This window comes from Streptomyces sp. 1-11, from assembly GCF_007176755.1.
In the GTDB taxonomy this organism is placed as follows: domain Bacteria; phylum Actinomycetota; class Actinomycetes; order Streptomycetales; family Streptomycetaceae; genus Streptomyces.
Window position 1 is genome coordinate 149614 of sequence record NZ_BJTV01000002.1, and the last position, 19034, is coordinate 168647.

Annotated in this window: 19 protein-coding genes; 11 read left to right on the forward strand and 8 right to left on the reverse strand. The window is 74.9% G+C overall.

Annotated features, from left to right (window positions below; genetic code table 11):
• The first annotated feature begins 64 nt into the window (after window positions 1-64).
• From dhaK to TNCT1_RS04955, 3 genes are read left to right on the forward strand one after another with little or no spacing between them, the layout of a single operon-like run.
• On the forward strand, window positions 65-1057 hold the full coding sequence (gene dhaK / locus TNCT1_RS04945; protein ID WP_143628636.1) for a dihydroxyacetone kinase subunit DhaK: 993 nt from the start codon (window positions 65-67) through the stop codon (window positions 1055-1057).
• 47 nt (window positions 1058-1104) lie between these two features.
• On the forward strand, window positions 1105-1719 hold the full coding sequence (gene dhaL / locus TNCT1_RS04950; protein WP_143628638.1) for a dihydroxyacetone kinase subunit DhaL: 615 nt from the start codon (window positions 1105-1107) through the stop codon (window positions 1717-1719).
• Window positions 1712-2122: a PTS-dependent dihydroxyacetone kinase phosphotransferase subunit DhaM gene (locus TNCT1_RS04955; RefSeq protein ID WP_143628640.1), complete on the forward strand. Its 411-nt coding sequence runs from the start codon at window positions 1712-1714 to the stop codon at window positions 2120-2122. Before dhaL ends, TNCT1_RS04955 begins: the two co-directional genes overlap by 8 nt.
• Window positions 2123-2501: 379 nt before the next feature.
• On the opposite strand, the gene TNCT1_RS04960 is transcribed toward TNCT1_RS04955, so the two are convergent.
• On the reverse strand, window positions 2502-3200 hold the full coding sequence (locus tag TNCT1_RS04960; RefSeq protein WP_143628642.1) for a glycoside hydrolase family 75 protein: 699 nt from the start codon (window positions 3198-3200) through the stop codon (window positions 2502-2504).
• Window positions 3201-3579: 379 nt separating this feature from the next.
• On the opposite strand from TNCT1_RS04960, the gene TNCT1_RS04965 reads away from it, so the two are divergent.
• Together TNCT1_RS04965 and TNCT1_RS04970 are read left to right on the forward strand one after the other, a co-directional pair.
• The gene (locus TNCT1_RS04965) at window positions 3580-4563 is read left to right on the forward strand and encodes a fibronectin type III domain-containing protein (RefSeq protein ID WP_143628644.1); all 984 of its coding nucleotides are present in this window, start codon (window positions 3580-3582) and stop codon (window positions 4561-4563) included.
• A gap of 193 nt (window positions 4564-4756) precedes the next feature.
• Complete coding sequence (locus tag TNCT1_RS04970; protein WP_143628646.1) at window positions 4757-5296, forward strand: hypothetical protein; 540 nt, start codon at window positions 4757-4759, stop codon at window positions 5294-5296.
• A gap of 198 nt (window positions 5297-5494) precedes the next feature.
• On the opposite strand, the gene TNCT1_RS04975 is transcribed toward TNCT1_RS04970, so the two are convergent.
• The 4 genes from TNCT1_RS04975 to TNCT1_RS04990 form a co-directional block, all read right to left on the reverse strand.
• Window positions 5495-6079, reverse strand: coding sequence for a PadR family transcriptional regulator (locus TNCT1_RS04975; protein ID WP_143628648.1), 585 nt, complete (start codon window positions 6077-6079; stop codon window positions 5495-5497).
• Window positions 6080-6118: 39 nt separating this feature from the next.
• Complete coding sequence (locus TNCT1_RS04980) at window positions 6119-8134, reverse strand: NADPH-dependent 2,4-dienoyl-CoA reductase (protein WP_143628650.1); 2016 nt, start codon at window positions 8132-8134, stop codon at window positions 6119-6121.
• A gap of 188 nt (window positions 8135-8322) precedes the next feature.
• On the reverse strand, window positions 8323-8694 hold the full coding sequence (locus tag TNCT1_RS04985) for a hypothetical protein (RefSeq protein ID WP_143628652.1): 372 nt from the start codon (window positions 8692-8694) through the stop codon (window positions 8323-8325).
• Window positions 8695-8812: 118 nt separating this feature from the next.
• Window positions 8813-9700, reverse strand: coding sequence for a hypothetical protein (locus TNCT1_RS04990; RefSeq protein ID WP_143628654.1), 888 nt, complete (start codon window positions 9698-9700; stop codon window positions 8813-8815).
• A 319-nt stretch (window positions 9701-10019) separates the two neighbouring features.
• Here TNCT1_RS04990 and TNCT1_RS04995 point away from each other — a divergent pair, with 319 nt between their 5' ends.
• Window positions 10020-12098 (forward strand): SpoIIE family protein phosphatase, encoded by a 2079-nt coding sequence (locus TNCT1_RS04995; RefSeq protein WP_143628656.1) that lies wholly within the window; start codon window positions 10020-10022, stop codon window positions 12096-12098.
• Between the two features lie 6 nt (window positions 12099-12104).
• Here TNCT1_RS04995 and TNCT1_RS05000 read toward each other — a convergent pair whose 3' ends face one another.
• Window positions 12105-12911: a putative protein N(5)-glutamine methyltransferase gene (locus TNCT1_RS05000; RefSeq protein WP_143628658.1), complete on the reverse strand. Its 807-nt coding sequence runs from the start codon at window positions 12909-12911 to the stop codon at window positions 12105-12107.
• A gap of 406 nt (window positions 12912-13317) precedes the next feature.
• Here TNCT1_RS05000 and TNCT1_RS05005 point away from each other — a divergent pair, with 406 nt between their 5' ends.
• A complete protein-coding gene (locus TNCT1_RS05005) occupies window positions 13318-13725 on the forward strand; it encodes a MarR family winged helix-turn-helix transcriptional regulator (RefSeq protein WP_143629385.1) in 408 nt (135 codons plus the stop codon).
• A 9-nt stretch (window positions 13726-13734) separates the two neighbouring features.
• Here TNCT1_RS05005 and TNCT1_RS05010 read toward each other — a convergent pair whose 3' ends face one another.
• Complete coding sequence (locus TNCT1_RS05010; protein WP_143628660.1) at window positions 13735-14490, reverse strand: GNAT family N-acetyltransferase; 756 nt, start codon at window positions 14488-14490, stop codon at window positions 13735-13737.
• The gene (locus TNCT1_RS05015; protein ID WP_143628662.1) at window positions 14487-15413 is read right to left on the reverse strand and encodes an NADP-dependent oxidoreductase; all 927 of its coding nucleotides are present in this window, start codon (window positions 15411-15413) and stop codon (window positions 14487-14489) included. Before TNCT1_RS05015 ends, TNCT1_RS05010 begins: the two co-directional genes overlap by 4 nt.
• Window positions 15414-15582: 169 nt before the next feature.
• On the opposite strand from TNCT1_RS05015, the gene TNCT1_RS05020 reads away from it, so the two are divergent.
• The 4 genes from TNCT1_RS05020 to TNCT1_RS05035 all read left to right on the forward strand — a co-directional run bounded on the left by TNCT1_RS05020 (window position 15583) and on the right by TNCT1_RS05035 (window position 18923).
• Window positions 15583-16188, forward strand: coding sequence for a sulfite oxidase-like oxidoreductase (locus TNCT1_RS05020; RefSeq protein WP_143628664.1), 606 nt, complete (start codon window positions 15583-15585; stop codon window positions 16186-16188).
• Window positions 16181-16948, forward strand: coding sequence for a ferredoxin reductase (locus TNCT1_RS05025; protein ID WP_143628666.1), 768 nt, complete (start codon window positions 16181-16183; stop codon window positions 16946-16948). Before TNCT1_RS05020 ends, TNCT1_RS05025 begins: the two co-directional genes overlap by 8 nt.
• Window positions 16949-17153: 205 nt before the next feature.
• Window positions 17154-17738: a hypothetical protein gene (locus TNCT1_RS05030; RefSeq protein WP_174266152.1), complete on the forward strand. Its 585-nt coding sequence runs from the start codon at window positions 17154-17156 to the stop codon at window positions 17736-17738.
• Window positions 17739-17954: 216 nt separating this feature from the next.
• Window positions 17955-18923 (forward strand): acetylxylan esterase, encoded by a 969-nt coding sequence (locus tag TNCT1_RS05035; RefSeq protein ID WP_143628671.1) that lies wholly within the window; start codon window positions 17955-17957, stop codon window positions 18921-18923.
• Window positions 18924-19034: the final 111 nt, after the last annotated feature.

A 19034-nucleotide genomic window follows, 5' to 3' on the forward strand; every position in this document is an offset into this window, starting at 1 on the left:
AGCGCCGCTGACCTGCGAAGACGCAATCCCTGAGCCCCAGCCCCGAGCTCCGGAGGAGACACCCATGAGGATGCTGATCAACGTCCCCGAGACCGTCGTGGCGGATGCTCTGCGGGGTATGGCGGCCGCCCATCCGGAGCTGACCGTGGACGTGGAGAACCGGGTGATCGTGCGCCGGGACGCCCCCGTGGCCGGCCAGGTCGCACTCGTCTCGGGCGGCGGGTCGGGGCACGAGCCGCTGCACGGCGGTTTCGTCGGTCCGGGCATGCTCTCGGCGGCCTGCCCTGGAGAGGTGTTCACCTCGCCGGTGCCGGACCAGATGGCGCGGGCCGCGGCGGCCGTCGACAGTGGGGCCGGCGTGCTGTTCGTCGTGAAGAACTACACCGGTGACGTGCTCAACTTCGACATGGCGGCGGAACTCGCCGAGGACGAGGGCATCCAGGTCGCGAAGGTACTGGTCGACGACGACGTGGCGGTGACCGACAGCCTGTACACGGCCGGGCGGCGCGGCACCGGCGCGACGCTGTTCGTCGAGAAGATCGCGGGCGCCGCCGCCGCCGAGGGCCAGCCCCTGGAGCGGGTGGAGGCCGTCGCCCGCCAGGTGAACGGGAACGCGCGCAGCTTCGGTGTGGCGCTCAGCGCCTGCACCACCCCTGCGAAGGGCAGCCCCACCTTCGATCTGCCGGACGGCGAACTCGAGTTGGGCGTCGGCATCCACGGCGAGCCCGGCCGGGAGCGGCGGGCGATGATGACCTCCGGGGAGATCGCCGACTTCGCGGTGCACGCCGTCCTGGAGGACTTGCCCCCGCGCAGCCCCGTGCTGGTCCTGGTCAACGGCATGGGCGCCACCCCGCTGCTGGAGCTGTACGGCTTCAACGCCGAGGTGCAGCGGGTGCTCACCGAACGGGGCGTGACCGTGGCCCGCACCCTGGTCGGCAACTACGTCACCTCCCTCGACATGGCGGGCGCCTCGGTGACACTGTGCCAGGTCGACGAGGAGCTGCTGCGGCTGTGGGACGCGCCGGTCAAGACCCCCGGGCTGCGCTGGGGGATGTGACCGGCCGGTCGAAGCGGCCGGCCTCCCTACCACGCCAAGGAGATCCAGTGCTCGACGCCGAATTCTTCCGCCGTTGGATGACCACGGCCGCCGCGTCGGTCGACCGGGAGGCGGAGCGGCTCACCGCCCTCGACTCCGCCATCGGCGACGCCGACCACGGCAGCAACATGCAGCGCGGGTTCACGGCGGTCAAGGCCGCCCTGGAGAAGGAGGCGCCGGACACTCCCGGGGCCGTGCTCGTGCTGGCCGGCCGGCTGCTGATCTCGACGGTCGGCGGGGCGTCCGGACCGCTGTACGGCACCCTGCTGCGCCGGACCGGCAAGGCGCTCGGGGACGCCGCCGAGGTGAGCGAGGAGCAACTCGCCGAGGCGCTGCGGGCGGGCGTGGACGGGGTGATGGCGCTCGGCAAGGCGACTCCCGGTGACAAGACCATGATCGACGCGCTGGTCCCGGCGGTGGACGCGCTCGGCGACGGGTTCGCCGCGGCGCGCTCCGCCGCCGAGGAGGGTGCGGTGGCCACCGTGCCGCTGCAGGCCCGCAAGGGCCGGGCCAGTTACCTCGGCGAGCGCAGCATCGGCCACCAGGACCCGGGCGCCACCTCCTCGGCGCTGCTGATCGCCGCGCTCGGGGAAGCGGCAGGCGGGGAGGCCCGCGATGAGTGACGAGAAGCTGGTGGGGATCGTGCTGGTGTCGCACAGCGCGGAGGTCGCGGCCTCCGTCGCCGAGCTGGCGAAGGGCCTGGCGGGCGGCGCCACCGCGGTGCCGGTCGCCCCGGCGGGCGGTACCGAGGGCGGCGGGCTCGGCACCAGCGCCGAGCTGATCTCCGCCGCGGCCGCGGCCGTGGACCGGGGCGCGGGTGTCGCCGTCCTCACCGACCTCGGCAGCGCGGTGCTCACCGTGAAGGCGCTGCTCGCCGAGGGCGACGAACTCCCGGACGGCGCACGCCTGGTGGACGCCCCGTTCGTGGAGGGCGCGGTCGCCGCGGTGGTCACGGCGTCCACGGGCGCCGACCTGGACGCGGTGGAGGCGGCGGCGACGGAGGCGTACAGCTACCGGAAGGTGTGAGCCCCGGCCCGGAGGCCGGCGGCTACGGCGGGCAGCTTGTCGGCGCGTTGCCGGCACCCTGCCGGCGCCTTGCCGCCTGCGGTCCGCCTGCGGTCCGCCGCCGAGCCACCGCCGAATCGCCGCCGGGCCGCCGCCGGGCCGCCCCCGGACCACCGCCGAATCGCCGCCGGGCCGCCCCCGGACCACCGCCAAGTCGCCACCGATCGCCGCCGAGTTGCCGCCGATCGCCGCCGGTTCGCCTCCGACGGCACGGTCCGGCGAACGGCCGCCGGCGCGGGCCGCCGACGGCACGGGCCCGCCGCCGGCCGTGACCGGTGGGCCGCCGTCCGCTCACGGGTGCCCGGAGGGGCACCCGCTCCGGGCGCGCGCGAGGCGGTGCTCAGTCGGGTTCGACGAAGCGGCGGGCCAGGCGCTCGCCCGCCCGCACCGCCGCACGGGGGTTCTCGATCGGGGTGACGTGCGAGTCCTTGAAGACGATGTACGTGACGCCGGAGGCCGCTCCGCCGCTGATCGGGTCGGTGTGGATGCCGAGCCCGCGGGCGGTGGCGTAGGAGGCCTCGCCGATGATGTCGCGGGGGCCCGCGTCGCCGACGACCGCGTACTGCACCCGGTCCCGGTAGATCACCGCCGCCACGGAGCCGCCGCGGATGCCGTAGTCGCGGTGGTCCCAGATGCGGCTCGGGACCGGCAGCACGATGTAGGGCAGGGACGCGGCGTTCAGATGACGGCCGTCGGACTGCTGGTAGGCGGTGGCGGCCGTGAACAGCGGGTCCGTGCGGCGGTTGCAGCGGGCGGTGGGCCGCCCGTCGCAGTCGATGTCCAGGTCCGCCTTCCAGAACACCGCCCCGCGGGTGCCGCACACCGGCACCTTCGCCGACGAGGCGTCGTCGGTGCGGTACCGGCCCCGGGAGACCCGGTCGCAGGTGCGTACCCGGTCCAGCAGGTCGGCGGCGGTCACGGCGTCCTCGCCCCGCGCCGCCGGTGGCCTCTCCCGGGGCGGGACGGCCGCGGCGGGCGGCGTTGTCGGGGCGAGCAGGGCGGCGCCGGCCGCGGCCAGCGTCAGCGTCTGGACACGCACTCTGGGGGACCCTCTCCTCGGGAACATTCCGGACACCATGCCTAAAACGGCATCAAACGGCGAGTACGACACTCCTTTGGGTCCGGATGGAGCAGCACCTTGACGCGTTCGTCGGATGAGAAGCCGAATAGGCCCGTGGAGCGGGAAATCGCTATGGGTCCCGACCTCCCGGCCGCCCGCCAGGGCAACGGGTCCGGCGGCGACGCCGCGTCCGCACCGCCGACGCGAACCAGCCGACACCGTGCGGCAGTTCAGTTGGGACTGAACAAGCCTGGGCGGCACCCGCGCGGCACCGGCAGGGCCCCCTTGCCACGCCCGCACCGCCGGGCCCATATTGGTCCGGACCTTTACTGTGGCGCCGTACCCGGGAGGCAGAACCGTGCGACGCGTTCCGCTTCGGCCCCTGCTGGTCTCCGCGGCCCTGGTACTGGTCGCCTCCTGCGGCTGGGGCGGGGCGGAGGACGACGGCGGCCGGGCGCCCGGCGCCCCGACGGGCGTCACCGCGGCTGCCGGCAGCGCCTCCAGCGTGCACGTGATGTGGAACGCGGTGACGGGCGGCCCCGGGGTGCGCGTCTACGAGGTGTACCGCGGCCGGACGAAGGCCGGCGAGGTACCGGGCTCACAGCACATGGTGGACGTCACCAGGCTCAGGCCGTCCACCATGTACTCCTTCACCGTCCGGGCCCGGGACACGGACGGCCGCCTCGGGCCGCCGAGCCGGGCGGTGCGGGCGCGGACCCCGGCTGCCGCGGCTGCGGACCGTTCGGCGCCGACCCGTCCCGGCAGGGCCGCCGGACGGGCGGCCGGCAGCCGCGCGGTCCGGCTCTCCTGGTCCGCCTCCCGGGACGACCGGGGCGTGGCGTCCTACGAGATAGAGCAGGGCGGCGCGAGGATCCACAGCGTCGGCGGCGGCCAGAGCGCGACCGTGGTCACCGGACTGCGCCCGGGCACGCGTTACGTCTTCACCGTGCGGGCCCGGGACGCGGCCGACAACCTCTCCCCCGCGAGCGCGCCGGTCCGCGTCACCACGCCGGGCGCCGACGACGGCCGGGACACCGCGCCGACCGCCTTCACCGCCTCGAGCCACCGGTCCGGCGGGGCGTACTACTTCGACCTGTCGTGGGACCCGCCGGCCGTGGACGGGGTGGTCACCGAGTACCGCATCCAGCTCGACGGCGCCACGGCCACCTCCCTGGTGTGGGGCGGCGAGCCGCCGCGCGGCCGCGCGCACTACAGCTTCTTCGCCGGGCGGAAGGCGGGCGAGGAGCACCGGGTGCGGCTCGGGGCGCGGCTGCCGGACGGCACCTGGGGCGGCTTCTCGGCCGAGCGGACGGTCGTCCTGGGCGGCGGGGCCGGGGGCTGACGGGCCGTAGGGCACCCCGGCGCGGGGCGCGCGCCGGGGCAGGCCGGACGGGGTACCGGTCACCCGACCGGGCGCGGTACGAGTGCGGCGGTGACCGGGGCCGCGTTGGCTGCCGTTGAGGCAGCACGGACCTTTCCCGACCCCAGGCGGCGCATGGGACGTACCGCCGACCGTGCCGCCGGAGGGCCAGCCAATGCGCAACTCCCGACTCCTCCTCCGCCCCGGTCTGACCCTGGCGGCCGCCGCCGCGCTCCCGGCCTCACTCGCCGGACCGTCGGCCGCGGCCTCCGGCATATCGGTGAGCACCACCGGTTCCACGGTCTCGGTCGTCACCAGCGCCTGCACCCAGTCCAACGGCAGCTGGGGCAATGCCTCGCTGATCAGCAGCCGCCAGGCGAACTTCGCCCAGGGGCGGCAGGTCGCCCTGTCCGGCACCTCCGTCAGCCAGTTCGCCGCCTGGTCGGGAGTGAGCCCGGGGACGTACACGGTGGTCGTGATGTGCTCGAACGGCACGACCGCCGGCACCCAGTCCGTGATCGTCTCCGCGCCCGGCGCGCCCACGATCTCCTCGACGTACTCGCCCGCGCCGTCGCGCGGAGTGAAGGGCGGCCTCGGCGGCGCCACCCGTGACTACGGCCCGGTCACCCTGGGCATCGGCGCCACCCTGGTGACGGGCGCCGTGGCCGCCACGGTCTGGTTCCTGCGCCGCCGCGCGAAGCCGTACCGGTTCTGAGCCGGCGCACGGCGCGGCCCCTGCCGCACGACGGCCCTTCCGCGCGGCGGCCCCTGCGCCCGACGGCTCCCGTCTGCACGCCGGTCCCCGCCCGCACGGCGGCCGCGCACGGCTGCCCCCTCCGCGCGGCCGGCGACTTTGCACATCCGGTCCCGCCCGCGGCCCCTGTCCCCACGGCCGCCGCGCCGACGCCGCCTCTCACCGGGACGTGCCGTCCGCCGGCCGTGTGCCGTTCTCGCCCGCGGGGCCGGCGAGTTCCGCGAACTCGGCCAGCGCCCGGCCGAGCCACTGCGTCCAGAAGGTCTCCAGGTCGATGCCGGCCCGCAGGACGAGGTGGCGCAGCCGGTCCTCCGGGGTGTCCCGGCCGGGCGGGAAGTCGCGCTGCTCGATCTCCTCGTACTCGGCCAACTGCCGCCGGTGCAGGTCCAGATGGCGGCCCAGTTCGGCTTCGAGGCCCGCCGTGCCGACGACCGCCGCCGCGCGCAGCCGCAGGAACAGGGCGTCCCGGTGCGGCCTGGGGTCCTGGGACGCGGCGGTCCAGCGGGCCAGTTCGGCGCGGCCCGCGGGCAGCACCTCGTAGCTCTTCTTCTGCCCGCGCACCGGCTGTTCGGCCGGCAGCGCGCGGATGAGCCCCTCCCCTTCGAGCCTGCCCAGCTCGCGGTAGATCTGCTGGTGCGTCGCGGACCAGAAGTAGCCGATCGACCGGTCGAACCGGCGGGTCAGCTCCAGGCCCGACGACGGCTTCTCCAGCAGGGCGGTGAGGATGGCGTGCGGGAGTGACATGGGCTCATCCTAGGGACGCGCGCCGGGGCCCCTGGGTCCCTACAGTGCCGCCGCCAGCTCGGTGCCCTGCTTCACGGCCCGCTTGGCGTCCAGTTCGGCCGCGACGTCCGCGCCGCCGATCAGGTGGGCGCTGCGGCCCGCGGCGACCAGCTCCTCGTACAGGTCCCGGCGCGGTTCCTGGCCGGTGCACAGCACCACCGTGTCGACCTCGAGGACGGTGCTCTCCCCGCCGACGGTGATGTGCACTCCGGCGTCGTCGATCCGGTCGTAGCGCACACCCGGGACCATGGTGACGCCCCGGTGCTTCAGTTCGGTGCGGTGGATCCAGCCGGTGGTCTTGCCCAGTCCGGCGCCGACCTTGGTGGTCTTGCGCTGCAGGAGGTGGACGGTGCGGGGCGGGGCGGGGCGCCGCGGGGCGGTGAGGCCGCCGGGCGCCCGGTAGTCCATGTCGACGCCCCAGTTGCGGAAGTAGGTGCCCGGGTCCTCGCTCGCCTTGTCGCCGCCGTCGGTGAGGTACTCGGCGACGTCGAAGCCGATGCCGCCGGCGCCGAGGACGGCCACCCGGTCGCCGACGGGGGCACCGTCCCGCAGCACGTCGAGGTAGCCGATGACGCGGGGGTGGTCGACGCCGGGGATGTCGGGGACGCGCGGGGTGACGCCGGTGGCGACGACGACCTCGTCGTAGCCGTCGAGGTCCGCCGGGGTGACCCAGGCGCCGAGCCGTACGTCGACGCCGTGCTCGTCGAGCTGGTGGCGGAAGTAGCGCAGCGTCTCGTCGAACTCCTGCTTGCCCGGGACCCTGCGGGCCACGTTGAGCTGGCCGCCGATCTCGTCGGCGGCGTCGAACAGGGTGACCGAGTGGCCGCGTTCGGCGGCGCTGACGGCGCAGGCGAGTCCGGCCGGTCCGGCGCCGACGACCGCGACCCGCTTGGCCAGCCGGGTCGGGGAGAGCACCAGCTCGGTCTCGTGGCAGGCGCGCGGGTTGACCAGGCAGGAGGTGATCTGCCCGCTGAAGGTGTGGTCGAGGCAGGCCTGGTTGCAGCCGATGCAGGTGTTGATGGCCTCGGGCTTCCCGGCGGCGGCCTTGGCGACGAAGTCGGGGTCGGCGAGCATCGGGCGGGCCATGGAGACCATGTCCGCGGCGCCGCCGGCGAGCAGTTCCTCCGCCAGCTCGGGGGTGTTGATGCGGTTGGTGGTGACCAGCGGGACGGACACCTCGCCCATCAGCCTCCTGGTGACCCAGGTGTAGGCGCCGCGCGGCACCGAGGTGGCGATGGTGGGGATGCGCGCCTCGTGCCAGCCGATGCCGGTGTTGATGATCGTCGCCCCGGCGGCCTCGACGGCCCTGGCCAGGGTGACGACCTCGTCCAGGGAGGAGCCGCCCGGGACCAGGTCCAGCATGGACAGCCGGTAGACGATGATGAAGTCCTCGCCGACGGCCTCGCGCACGCGCTTGACGATCTCGACGGGGAAGCGCATCCGGTTCTCGTACGAGCCACCCCAGCGGTCCGTGCGGTGGTTGGTCTGCGCGGCGGTGAACTCGTTGATCAGATAGCCCTCGGAGCCCATGATCTCGACGCCGTCGTACCCGGCCCGCCGGGCTAGGCGGGCGGCGCGGGCGTAGTCCTCGACGGTCCGCTCGACCTCGGCGTCGCTCAGCTCGCGCGGCACGAAGGGGCTGATGGGGGCCTGTACGGGGCTCGGGGCGACCAGGTCCCGGTGGTAGGCGTACCGGCCGAAGTGCAGGATCTGCATGGCGATCCGGCCGCCCTCGCGGTGCACGGCGTCGGTGACGGTCCGGTGCTGCTCCGCCTCCTCCTCGGTGGTGAGCCTGGCGCCGCCCTCGTAGGGCCGGCCCTCGTCGTTGGGCGCGATGCCGCCGGTGACGATGAGGCCCACTCCGCCGCGTGCGCGGGCCGCGTAGAAGGCCGCCATCCGCTCGAAGCCGCGCTCGGCCTCCTCGAGGCCGACGTGCATGGAACCCATGAGCACGCGGTTGGGAAGGGTGGCGAAGCCCAGGTCGAGCGGGGACATCAGGTGGGGGTAACGGCTCATCGGGGCCTCCGTGCGGGGTGCGGTCGCCTCTTGTTGTAGAGGACGCGGAGGCCTTTGTGCAACTAGTTGCATAAACAGGCGGAGGTGAGTCCGGCCACTTCACGCGGACGCGACGGCGCCCCGGCCGGCATGGAGCCGGCCGGGGCGCCGCGGCCCTGCTTGCGTCCTCCGGGTCCCGCCGGAGGCCGTCAGCGGCTCTCCAGCCGCAGGTGCAGGTCCCGCTCCTGGTCGCCGGAGGCCGTGCAGGTCTCCTCGACGGTGAACATGGAGTCCAGCGTCGCGCGGAACCGGTCCACGGCCCAGTAGCTGCCCTGGACGTCCGCGAGGATGGACGAGTCGAGGTGGACGGGCGGACAGCCGGACCCGCGGGCGTCCGCGACGTCGTACGTGCCGAGCCACACCATCGGACGGACATCGTGGAGCTGCCTCGGAATCTCCTCAGGCGTCCGGTCCGACGCGAAACAACTGTTGAGAGCGTCGAATACGAGGCGGGCGTCCTCCTTGGAGCCGCTGATCTCCACCGAGACGGTCTCCTGGTGCGACTGGTCCGTGTTCTCCATGATCGCTCCTTTCCTGGCCGCGCTGCGGTGGAACGGGGTACCCCGCCGGACCGCGTCCATCCTCAGCAAAGCACCGCGGACCGGTGAGCACACCTCAGCGGCGGCAGGCGGGGCCTGCTCAGCCGCGGGTGAACTTGTACGTCTTGCTGTCCGTGAGGACGCAGAAGCCGGGCGAGACGACGATGACGCGCAGGATCCCGGTCCGGCGGTCGTAGTCGACGCCCTCCGCCTCGAAGGACCCCGAGCAGGAGCTGCGCAGCGGCAGCTGACGCAGGGCGGTGACGTGTCCGGTGACGTCCGCCGTGCCGTTCGGCGCCGCCGACAGGTCGATCCGCAGCAGCGGCTTGGTGATCCCGAAGAGGGAGCCGTCCGGGTCGTCGGAGGAGCACAGCAGGGTGGTGGGGCCGGAGAAGTCGCAGCCCTGGACGTCGCGCACGGCGTGGTCGAGGCCGACCGCGGAGACCTGCGGGAGGTTCGCCGAGGGCGAGGTGGCCGGGTTCACGCCCGGGGTCGGGAAGACCAGCAGGCGGTTCATGGTGCCCCACTCGCCCGACAGCATCCACTGGCCGTCCGGCGAGACGGCCGCCCAGGAGTTGTTCAGGGCCTCGCCGGGGCTCAGCGTGTGGACGTACTCCGACCAGCCGCCGCCCGGCGCCTGCACGCGGAACATCTTCGAGTTGCCCGAGTCGCGCTGGTAGGGCTCGATGTAGTGGCCGTCGTACGAGGCGTCGGGGTCGCCCACATGGTTCCAGCCGCGGCTGGAGACGCCGATCGGTATGGTGCCGATGCCGGTGTACCGGTTGGGGCTGCTCGCCGGGACCTCCACCGAGGTCAGGCCCTGGCTCTCGGTCAGCGGGTCGGCCCGGTCGGAGCCGGTCTCGGTCCAGGTGTCGGCGGCGTGGGCCGGGGCGGGCGCGGCGAGGGACACGACTGCGGCGGTGGCCAGGACGACGAGTCCGGTGAGGGCTGCGTGACAACGTTGCCTGGCGGAGGGGGACGCGGGCATGGCCGGCTCCTCGGTGGAGGGGGGTGGGTGCACTCGGTCGGCGGACAGTCTGGCCCGGACGGGTGGTCATGTACAGGCCAATGGAGCAACATGAGCGTGAACTCTCCCCGCTCCGGGCACCGTCCTGCGCGGCCCCCGTGGGCGACGGCCTCCCCCGTCCGCGCCGCCGGCCCGGTGCCCACGGCGAACGTCCGCCGCCCGGCTGAGAGATGGTGGAGACAGGTGCGACGGCACGGAGAATCGGAGTGAGCGCGGCAGGACGAGGGGAGCCGGTACGGGGACGGGCGTGCCGTGCGATCGGGCGAAGGCGGTGCGTGGCATGAGTGCAGCCGGGGCCGCGGCGGCGGACGGCGACGTGCCGGCGGGCGGGCCGGTGCGGGCCGGCGGACTGCTCGACGTGCTGCGGGTGGCGTCGGTGGTGCTGGACGACAGGGGCCGCATCGTGCTGTGGAGCCCGCAGGCCGAGGAGCTGTTCGGCTACTCGGCGCGGGAGGCCCTCGGCCAGTACGCCGCCCGGCTGATGGTGGACGAGCGGCACATCGAGCTGGTCGGCAGGCTGTTCGCCGATGTGATGCGCACCGGCCGGAGCTGGGCCGGCGGTTTCCCGGTCCGCCACAAGGACGGCAGCACCCGGCTGGTCGAGTTCCGCAACATGCGGCTGCTGGACGACCGGGGCGACGTCTACGCGCTGGGGCTCGCCGCCGACCAGTCGACCGTGCGGCGCCTGGAGCAGGACGTGGCGCTGTCCGAGCGGATGGTGCAGCAGTCGCCGATCGGGCTCGCCGTGCTCGACACCGAGCTGCGGTTCGTCACCGTCAACCCCGCCCTGGCCCGGAACAACGGCCTGCCGGCCGAGGAGCACATGGGGCGCAGACTGCGCGACGTGCTGCCGATGCTGGACACCGCCGCCCTGGAGGCCGCGACCCGCCGGGTGCTGGAGACCGGCGTCCCGCTCATCGACGCGCCGCTGGTCGGCCGCACCGCGGCCGACCCGGACCGGGACCACACCTGGTCGCAGTCGCTGTACCGGCTCGAGGACGCGACGGGCAACGTGCTCGGGGTCGCCGTCTCCCTCGTCGACATCACCGAGCAGCACCGGGCCTCGCTGGAGGCGGAGACCGCGCGGCGCCGGCTCGCGATCATCGCCGACGCCTCCGTACGGATCGGCACCACGCTGGAGCTGGAGCGCACGGCCTGCGAGCTGGCCGAGGTGTCGGTCCCGGCACTGGCCGACGTCGCCGCCGTGGATCTGCTGGACGCGGTGGTGGCGGGCCGGCCCAGCACACTGGGCCCCTCGGAGGAGGCGGTGTTCCGGGCCCTCGCGGTGCGCCCGGCGCAGGGCTCGGACGCCGTCGGCGCCGCCGATCCGCCCGGCCAGGTCGCCCGGTACGGCCCGGACCGGCTGGTCACCGAGTGCGTGCGCACCGGCGAGGTGGTGCTCGTGTCACGGGTGGCGGACGAGGACCTGCCGCGGATCGCCCGTTCCCCGGAGGCGGCCGCCCTGCTGGGCCGGGCGGGCCTGCACTCCTATCTCGCCGTGCCGCTGATCGCGCGCGGGGAGGTGCTCGGCGCCCTCGATCTCAAACGGACCCGCAATCCGGCGCCCTTCGACGAGGACGACGTCCTGCTGGCCCGCGAGCTGGCGGCCCGCGCCTCCGTGCACATCGACAACGCCCGCTGGTACCAGGACGCCCGCGACACCGCGCTCACCCTCCAGCGCAGCCTGCTGCCGGGCCGGCCGCCGGTGACCACCGGCCTCCAGGTGGCCTCCCGGTACCAGCCGGCGGGCGCCACCAGCGAGGTCGGCGGCGACTGGTTCGACGTCATCCCGCTGGACGGCGGCAGGACCGCGCTCGTGGTGGGCGACGTGATGGGCAGCGGCATCGGCGCGGCCGCGACCATGGGCCGGCTGCGCACGGCGACCACCACGCTGGCGTCGCTCGGTCTCGACCCGGCGATGCTGCTCGAGCACCTGGACAGGACGACCTCGGCCCTGGACCACTCCATCGCCACCTGCGTGTACGCCGTGCACGACCCGCGTCTGCGCCGGTGCCGGATCGCGAACGCCGGGCACCTGCCGCCGGCCCGGGTGCGGCCGGGCCGGCCGCCCGAGCTGCTCGACCTGCCCACCGGGGTGCCGCTGGGGGTGGGCGGGGTGGAGTTCTCGACCGTCACCGTCGACTTCGAGCCGGGCGACGAGCTGGTGTTCTACACCGACGGTCTGGTCGAGACCCGCTGCCATTCGCTGGACGAGCGCCTGGACCTGCTGCTGTCCCTGCTGGACGACCCCGGGCGCCCGCTGGAGGAGACCTGCGACCTGCTCCTCGGCACCCTGCACCACCCGGACAACCACGACGACGTGGCGCTGCTCATCGCCCGGGCGCAGGAGCTGCCGTAGGCCGCGTCAGCGCTCCCGTACGCCGATCACCACGTGCGCGTACAGCTCCTCGGACGCCGCCGCACGGGCCGTCAGACCGGCGTCGGCGAACGCCTGGACGGCGGCCCGGGCCTGGTGCTCGCCGGTCTCGGCCAGGAGGCAGCCGCCCGGCGCCAGCCAGCCGGCGGCCCCGGCGGCCACCCGGCGCAGCACGTCCAGTCCGTCCGCGCCGCCGTCGAGCGCGACCGGCGGCTCGTGGTCGCGGGCCTCCGCCGGGAGGAGCGGCACCTCGGCGCTCGGGACGTAGGGCACGTTGGCGGTGAGGATGCCGACCCGGCCGCGCAGCGCGGGCGGCAGGGCGTCGAACAGGTCGCCCACGTGGGCCCGGCCGTCGTACGGGGCGAGGTTGCGGCGGGCGCAGCGCACCGCGGCGGGGTCGATGTCGGCGGCGTGCACCTCGACGGGGCCGAGCGCATCGGCCAGGGCCGCGCCGAGCGCACCGGATCCGCAGCACAGGTCCACCACGACCGTGGCGTCCGGGGCCTGGGCCAGGGCCTGGTCGACCAGGAACTCGGTACGGCGGCGCGGCACGAAGACACCTGCGTCCACGGCGATCCGCAGACCGTGGAACGAGGCCCAGCCGACGACGTGCTCGAGCGGCAGGCCGGCGGCTCGCCGGTCCACCATCGCGGCCAGTTCGGCGGGGGTGCGGGCGGTGCCGAGGATCAGCTCCGCCTCTTCCTCGGCGAAGACGCAGCCGGCGGCGCGCAACGCGGAGACGACGGCGGGGCGGGAGAGCGGGGACGGGGAGGGAAGGGAGGGCAGCGAGGACATGCGGGCCGAGAGCCTTTCGGAGAACCGGAGCCGAAGGGCGCTCCCGCGCTCACAGCAAGCGGTCACGAAGAGGGAGCACCCGGGCTGACACAGCGGTAATGGGTCTCACCTCCTCGACACCTCGACAACCGTCAGGCCGCGGAGATCCGCGACCGGACGGCCACCTTACCCCAGCCCGTCGGCCCCCCACAGCCTTCTCGGCCCTCTTCCCCGGCCCTCTTCCCGGGCCTGTTCCCGGGCCTGTTCCCGGGCTTGTTCCCCGGCGGCCCGGCATCCCGGCACCGGCGAGCCGATGGTTGACCTGGGCAACTTTCTTTCTTTCCCTAGTTGTACTGTGCAACTGGAGTGCAGGAGGTATCCCGTGACAGCAGCAGCGCAGACGGCCGTCGAGACCATCCAGCGCGAGATGACCATCTTCGCCCGCCGGGCCCGGGCCTCAGCGGGCCGGATGCATCCCGAGCTGTCACTGGTGTCGTACACGTTGCTCGGGCATCTGGAGGAGAGCGGCGGCTGCCGGGCCACCGATCTGGCCGCGCACTACGCCCTGGACAAGTCCACGGTCAGCCGCCAGGTGGGGGCGCTGGAGCGGGCCGGGCTCATCGAGCGCCGTACCGACCCGGAGGACCACCGCGTCCAGGTGCTGGACCTGACGGAGGCCGGCCGGGCGATCCTCGCCCAGGTCACGCGCAGCCGCCGGGCCGCCTTCCGGGAGCGGCTCGCCGAGTGGCCCGAGGAGGACCTGGTCCGTTTCGCACGCTACCTGGAGCGGTACAACGCCGGACCGGCCCCGGCGGCCGGCCCCGGCGGCGCCTGACGACAGGGTCTAGGCCACCGGTACGGCAGCCGCCCGGCCGTCCGTGATCCGCTCCGGCACGCGGGCCGCGAGGAACGCCGTGCCGCGGCGCAGCCGGAAGCCGAGCGCCTCGTAGAGCCGCAGGGCGTCGGTGTTCCGGGCGCTCGCGTGCAGGAACGGGGTCTCGCCCCGCTCCCGTACGCCGTGCGCGACGGCGCCGATCAGCCGGCCGGCCAGGCCCTCGCCGCGGTGGGCCGGGTCGGTGCAGACGGCGCTGATCTCGGTCCAGCCCGGCGGCCGCAGCCGCTCCCCCGCCATGGCGACCAGGGCGCCCTCGCGGCGGATGCCGAGGTAGGTGCCCAGTTCGACGGTGCGCGCCAGGAAGGGGCCCGGCCGGGTGCGCCGCACCAGGTCGAGCATCTCGGGCACGTCGCGCGGGCCGAGGCGGACCGCCTCCGGGTCCGGCGCGGCGGCGAGGCCGTCGTCCACGAGCTGCACGCCCTCCGTCCGGAAGGTCACCTCCCAGCCGTCCGGGACCTCCGCGATGTAGCCCGACAGGGGCACCTCGGCGCCCGGACCGGCCAGTGCGGCGAGGTCCGCCCAGTCGTCCGCGTCCGGGTCGTCGGGCAGCGCCAGCCACGGGGACACGTCGAGCGGGTAGCGCAGCACACGGCCGCGCCGCTCTGCGAAGTGCGCGTGCGGGCCGGTCAGGGAGGCGAGGGCGGGATTGTCGAGGACGTGCCGGGCCGCGGACGCCTCCGGGCCCGCGCCGGTCGCGGCGCTCATCCGCCCACCTCGATGACGATCTTGCCCTGGGCGTGCCCCTCTTCCACGGCGCGCAGAGCCTCCCCGGCGCGCTCCAGCGGGAAGGTGCGGGTGACGTGCGGGTCCAGGACGCCGCGCAGCACGAGGTCCGCCAGCTCGGCCAGCACGGTGGCGGTGCGGGCCCGGGCGACGCGTGAGCCGCCCAGCGCGGCGGCCTCCGCGGGCGGGGCGCCCGCCGTGATCAGTCTCGTCCGGTCGGCGAGCAGGCCGGCCGCTTCGGCGAGCGTGTCGCCGCCCACCAGGTCGTACACCGCGTCCACGCCGCCGGGAGCGGCGGCGCGCACCCGTTCGGCGAGGTCCGGGCCGCCCGGCACGTGCACGGCGCCCAGCGACTCGACGAAGTCCTTCTTGGCCTCGCTCGCCACGCCGACCACCCGCACCCCGAAGGCGCGGGCGATCTGCAGGGCCGCGGCGCCGACCCCGCCGCCCGCGCCGGTGACCAGCAGCGTCGCGCCCTCGGGCAGGGCGAGCTGGCTCAGGCCGTCGTAGGCGGTGGCCGCGGCGACCGGCAGGGTGGCGGCGTCGGTGAACGACAGCCCGTCCGGCTTGTGCGCGGTCACGGAGGCACTGAGCAGGGCGTACTCGGCGTACCCGCCGTCGACGGTGTTGCCGAACACGGCATCGCCGGCGGCGAACCCGGTCACTCCCGGCCCGGCCTCCTCGACGACGCCGGCCGCCTCGTTGCCGAACACGGCGGGGAAGACCCTCTCCGCGGGGTCGCCGGGGCGGCGCAGGCCCTCGCGCAGCTTCCAGTCGACGGGGTTCACCCCGGCCGCGCGCACCGCGACCAGCAGCTCACCCGGGCCGGGGCTCGGCCGGTCCACCTCGGTCAGCGCCTCGGCCTCCGGGCCGCCGTACCGCGTGAAGACGTACGCCTTGGCCATCCTGTGTCCTCTCCTCCGTCGTACCGTCGCCGGCGCACCGGCCGGCACTCAGCGGCAAGACCGGGCGGGCCGGGGCTATTCCCGGCCGCGGAATCAGTTCGCACGGCTGTAACGATCGGGGTACTGACCTGGGGCGGAGCACGCGCGCGGACAGCGTACGGTGGAAGCCATGAACGTCACCCGAGGCTTCACGGGTCGTCCGCGCGTCACCGATCCGGGACTGCCGCCGGGGCAGTACGACGCGCGGGACGAGTGGCCCGTCCTGTCCGCCGAGGTCACCCCGGACCTCGCCCCCGCCGACTGGTCCTTCCGCGTCGACGGGCTGGTGGAGCGGCCGCGCACATGGGGCTGGGAGGAGGCCCGGGCGCTGCCCGCCTCGGTGTACGAGGGCGACATCCACTGCGTGACCGGCTGGTCGAAGTTCGGGGTGCGCTTCGGGGGCGTCTCACTGGACGCGTTCCTGGACGCGGTGCGGCCGGACCCGGCCGCCACCCACGCGGTCGCCTACTCGCACACCGGCTACACCACCAACCTGCCGCTCGCCGACCTGACCGGCGGGCGCGCCTGGATCGCCCGGGAGTTCGACGGCGAGCCGCTGTCGCCGGAGCACGGCGGCCCGGCGCGGCTGCTGGTGCCGCACCTGTACTTCTGGAAGAGCGCCAAGTGGATCGCCGGCATCACGCTGCTCGACCACGACGAGCCCGGCTTCTGGGAGGCCAACGGCTACCACGAGCGGGGCAATCCCTGGGAGGAGCAGCGGTACTCCGGTGACTGAGACAGTGACCGCGGCCCGCGTCCCCGCGACGCGTTTCGCCGTGCCCGGGCGCATCGCGGTGAGCGAGCAGGCCGCGTCGGTGTGGCAGACGGCCACGCTGACCGGGATCCGCCGCGAGACCCCGCACGCGGCCACCTTCCGGTTCGCGGTGCCGGACTGGGCGGGCCACCTGCCCGGGCAGCACCTGCTGCTGCGGCTGACCGCGCCGGACGGCTACGTGGCCCAGCGCCACTACTCGATCGCGTCCGCCCCCGACGACTCGGGCCACATCGAGCTGACCCTGGACCACGTGCGGGACGGCGAGGTCTCGGGCTGGTTCCACACCACGGCCCGGCCCGGTGACACGGTGGAGATGCGCGGCCCGCTGAGCGGCTTCTTCGCCTGGCCGGGCGACCGGCCCGCCCTGCTGCTCGGGGCCGGTTCCGGCGTCGTGCCGCTGATGTCGATGGTGCGCCACCACCGGGCACGGGGACTCGACGTGCCGCTGCGGATGCTGGTCTCGGCGCGCGGCCCCGAGGAGCTGATCTACGCCGGGGAACTGGGCGAGGAGACGACGGCCGTGTTCACACGGAGCGCCCCCGCGGGGGTGCCGGTGGGTCGTATGGCTGCCGCCCATGTGGCGCCGCTCCTGGCCGAGCAGCCTCCGGGTGGCTGGGAAGCCTATGTGTGCGGCTCCAACGGCTTCGCGGAGCATGCCTCCAGGCTGCTGGTCGCGGCGGGCCAGCCGGTCGAGCGGATCCGCATCGAGCGCTTCGGCTGAGCCGCTCGCCGCTCGCCCCGGCCGCGAGGGGCGTGCCGCGCGCCGGGCTCCAGGAGGGCTTGAACTCGCGGTGGGCGGGGTGCGCGAGGCGCACCGTACGGGGTACCAGACGGGTGCGGACGCCTCGCGGGAGGCGGCGGAGGGCGGCCCGCCGGTGCCCCGGCCCGGTGGCCCTCCGGCTCCCGCCGCGGCGAGGAGGTGGGCCATGCGTACCCGGGTGCGCGGCTGGCGCTGGCGGCGCAATCCGCTGCGGCGCAGGTCGGACGTCATGGAGGCCTGGACGGTCCTGGTCGTCGCCGTCCTGCTGTTCGTCGTCGCGCCGCTGGCCGGGGTGGCGGCCGGTCTGCACGCCCACGACCAGGCGCGGTCGCGCGCGACGGCGCTGCGGACCGAGCGGCACGAGGTGCGCGCCACGCTGACCGGCGAGGTGTCCCGGCGGCCGCGCCCGGTCGAGGGCTACCGCGCGCACCCCTATCAGGCCAAGGTCCGCTGGACCGAGCCGGGCGCCGGCACGCGTACCGCCGTGGCCCGCGTACCCGCCGGGAGCAGGGCCGGTGACGTGGTGCCCGTGTGGTTCGACGCCCGGGGCCGCGCCGTCGCCCCGCCGCCGAACGACGTCGCGGTCTGGCAGCACACCGTCACGGTGGGCCTGTGCGCGGCGGGCGGCTCGGCGTCCGTGGTCCTCCTCGGGTACGCCGTGCAGCGCCGGTCCGCGCTGCGCCACCGGATGGACGAGTGGGAGCGGGAGTGGGCGCGCACCGGCCCGAAGTGGACCCGGCCGCGCACCTGAGCGGGTGAGGCGGCCCGACGACCGCGGCCGTCCGGACCGTCCGTGCACCGCCGTGAACCGACCGCGGCGGCAACCGCTTTCACCGCGGTGACCAGCATGAGGACCGTTCGCCGCGCGGGCTTCGGGAAACCGTGTCCCGAACGGGCCTGGCGAGTCGTCCGGCCACCCTCCTACCGTGGGCCCACGCAGTCCTTTCGTTGACGAAGGCGGTTCCCGATGGCCCTGTTCGACCTCCCCCTCGACGAACTCCGCGAGTACCGCGGCGCGTCCACCGCGCCGGAGGACTTCGACGCCTTCTGGGACAAGACCCTCCAGGAGGCCCGCGGGTACGAACTGGACGCCCGGTTCGAGCCGGTGGACACCGGGCTGTCCACGGTCCAGGTGTACGACGTGACGTTCGCCGGCTTCGGGGGCCACCCGGTCAAGGGCTGGCTGCGGCTGCCCGCCGGCGCGGCGGAACCGCTGCCGCTGGTGGTGGAGTTCATCGGTTACGGCGGCGGGCGCGGCCTCGCGCACCAGGATCTGCTGTGGGCGTCGACGGGCCGGGCGCACTTCGTGATGGACACGCGCGGCCAGGGCAGCGCCTGGGGCGGCGGTGGCGGCACGGCGGACCCGGTGGGCGCCGCGCCCGCCTTCCCCGGGTACATGACGCGCGGCATCGACGCACCCGAGAACTACTACTACCGCCGGGTGTTCACGGACGCCGTGCGCGCGGTGGAGGCGGCCCGTTCGCATCCGCTCACCGACGCGGCGCGGACCGTCGTGATCGGCGAGAGCCAGGGCGGCGGCATCTCGCTGGCCGTCGGCGGTCTGCTGCCCGACCTGGCCGCCGTCGCCCCCGACGTGCCGTTCCTGTGCGACTTCCCGCGCGCCACGACCCTGACGGACCGTCACCCGTACCGGGAGATAGGCCTGTTCCTCAAGACGCACCGCGGTCGCGCCGAGGAGGCGCTGCGCACGCTGGCCTACTTCGACGGCGTGCACTTCGCGGCCCGCGGCCGGGCCCCGGCCCTCTTCTCGGCCGCGCTGGAGGACCAGACCTGCCCGCCGTCGACGGTGTTCGCGGCGTTCAACGCCTGGGCGCACCAGGACAAGGCGATCGAGGTGTACGACTTCAACGACCACGAGGGCGGCGGTCCGTTCCAGGAGGAGCGCAAGCTGCGCTGGCTGCGCGCGTACGCCTGACCCGCGGTCACGCCGGACGCGCCGTCGCGCCGGGCCTGCGGTCGCGCCGGGCCCGGCCCGCACCGGCCGGACCGGCGCCGCCCGCCGTCTTCCCTCCGGTCCGACCAGTCG

What these genes read in the sequence shown, in the direction of transcription:
- dhaK (WP_143628636.1), top strand. Translation starts at nt 65, where the DNA reads ATGAGGATGCTGATCAACGTCCCCGAGACCGTCGTGGCGGATGCTCTG.
- TNCT1_RS05000 (WP_143628658.1), bottom strand. Translation starts at nt 12,911, where the DNA reads ATGTCCTCGCTGCCCTCCCTTCCCTCCCCGTCCCCGCTCTCCCGCCCC.
- TNCT1_RS04985 (WP_143628652.1), bottom strand. Translation starts at nt 8,694, where the DNA reads ATGGAGAACACGGACCAGTCGCACCAGGAGACCGTCTCGGTGGAGATC.
- TNCT1_RS04955 (WP_143628640.1), top strand. Translation starts at nt 1,712, where the DNA reads ATGAGTGACGAGAAGCTGGTGGGGATCGTGCTGGTGTCGCACAGCGCG.
- TNCT1_RS05035 (WP_143628671.1), top strand. Translation starts at nt 17,955, where the DNA reads ATGGCCCTGTTCGACCTCCCCCTCGACGAACTCCGCGAGTACCGCGGC.
- TNCT1_RS04995 (WP_143628656.1), top strand. Translation starts at nt 10,020, where the DNA reads ATGAGTGCAGCCGGGGCCGCGGCGGCGGACGGCGACGTGCCGGCGGGC.
- TNCT1_RS04990 (WP_143628654.1), bottom strand. Translation starts at nt 9,700, where the DNA reads ATGCCCGCGTCCCCCTCCGCCAGGCAACGTTGTCACGCAGCCCTCACC.
- TNCT1_RS05030 (WP_174266152.1), top strand. Translation starts at nt 17,154, where the DNA reads ATGCGTACCCGGGTGCGCGGCTGGCGCTGGCGGCGCAATCCGCTGCGG.
- TNCT1_RS05015 (WP_143628662.1), bottom strand. Translation starts at nt 15,413, where the DNA reads ATGGCCAAGGCGTACGTCTTCACGCGGTACGGCGGCCCGGAGGCCGAG.
- TNCT1_RS04970 (WP_143628646.1), top strand. Translation starts at nt 4,757, where the DNA reads ATGCGCAACTCCCGACTCCTCCTCCGCCCCGGTCTGACCCTGGCGGCC.
- TNCT1_RS04980 (WP_143628650.1), bottom strand. Translation starts at nt 8,134, where the DNA reads ATGAGCCGTTACCCCCACCTGATGTCCCCGCTCGACCTGGGCTTCGCC.
- TNCT1_RS05020 (WP_143628664.1), top strand. Translation starts at nt 15,583, where the DNA reads ATGAACGTCACCCGAGGCTTCACGGGTCGTCCGCGCGTCACCGATCCG.
- TNCT1_RS04975 (WP_143628648.1), bottom strand. Translation starts at nt 6,079, where the DNA reads ATGTCACTCCCGCACGCCATCCTCACCGCCCTGCTGGAGAAGCCGTCG.
- TNCT1_RS05005 (WP_143629385.1), top strand. Translation starts at nt 13,318, where the DNA reads ATGACCATCTTCGCCCGCCGGGCCCGGGCCTCAGCGGGCCGGATGCAT.
- TNCT1_RS05010 (WP_143628660.1), bottom strand. Translation starts at nt 14,490, where the DNA reads ATGAGCGCCGCGACCGGCGCGGGCCCGGAGGCGTCCGCGGCCCGGCAC.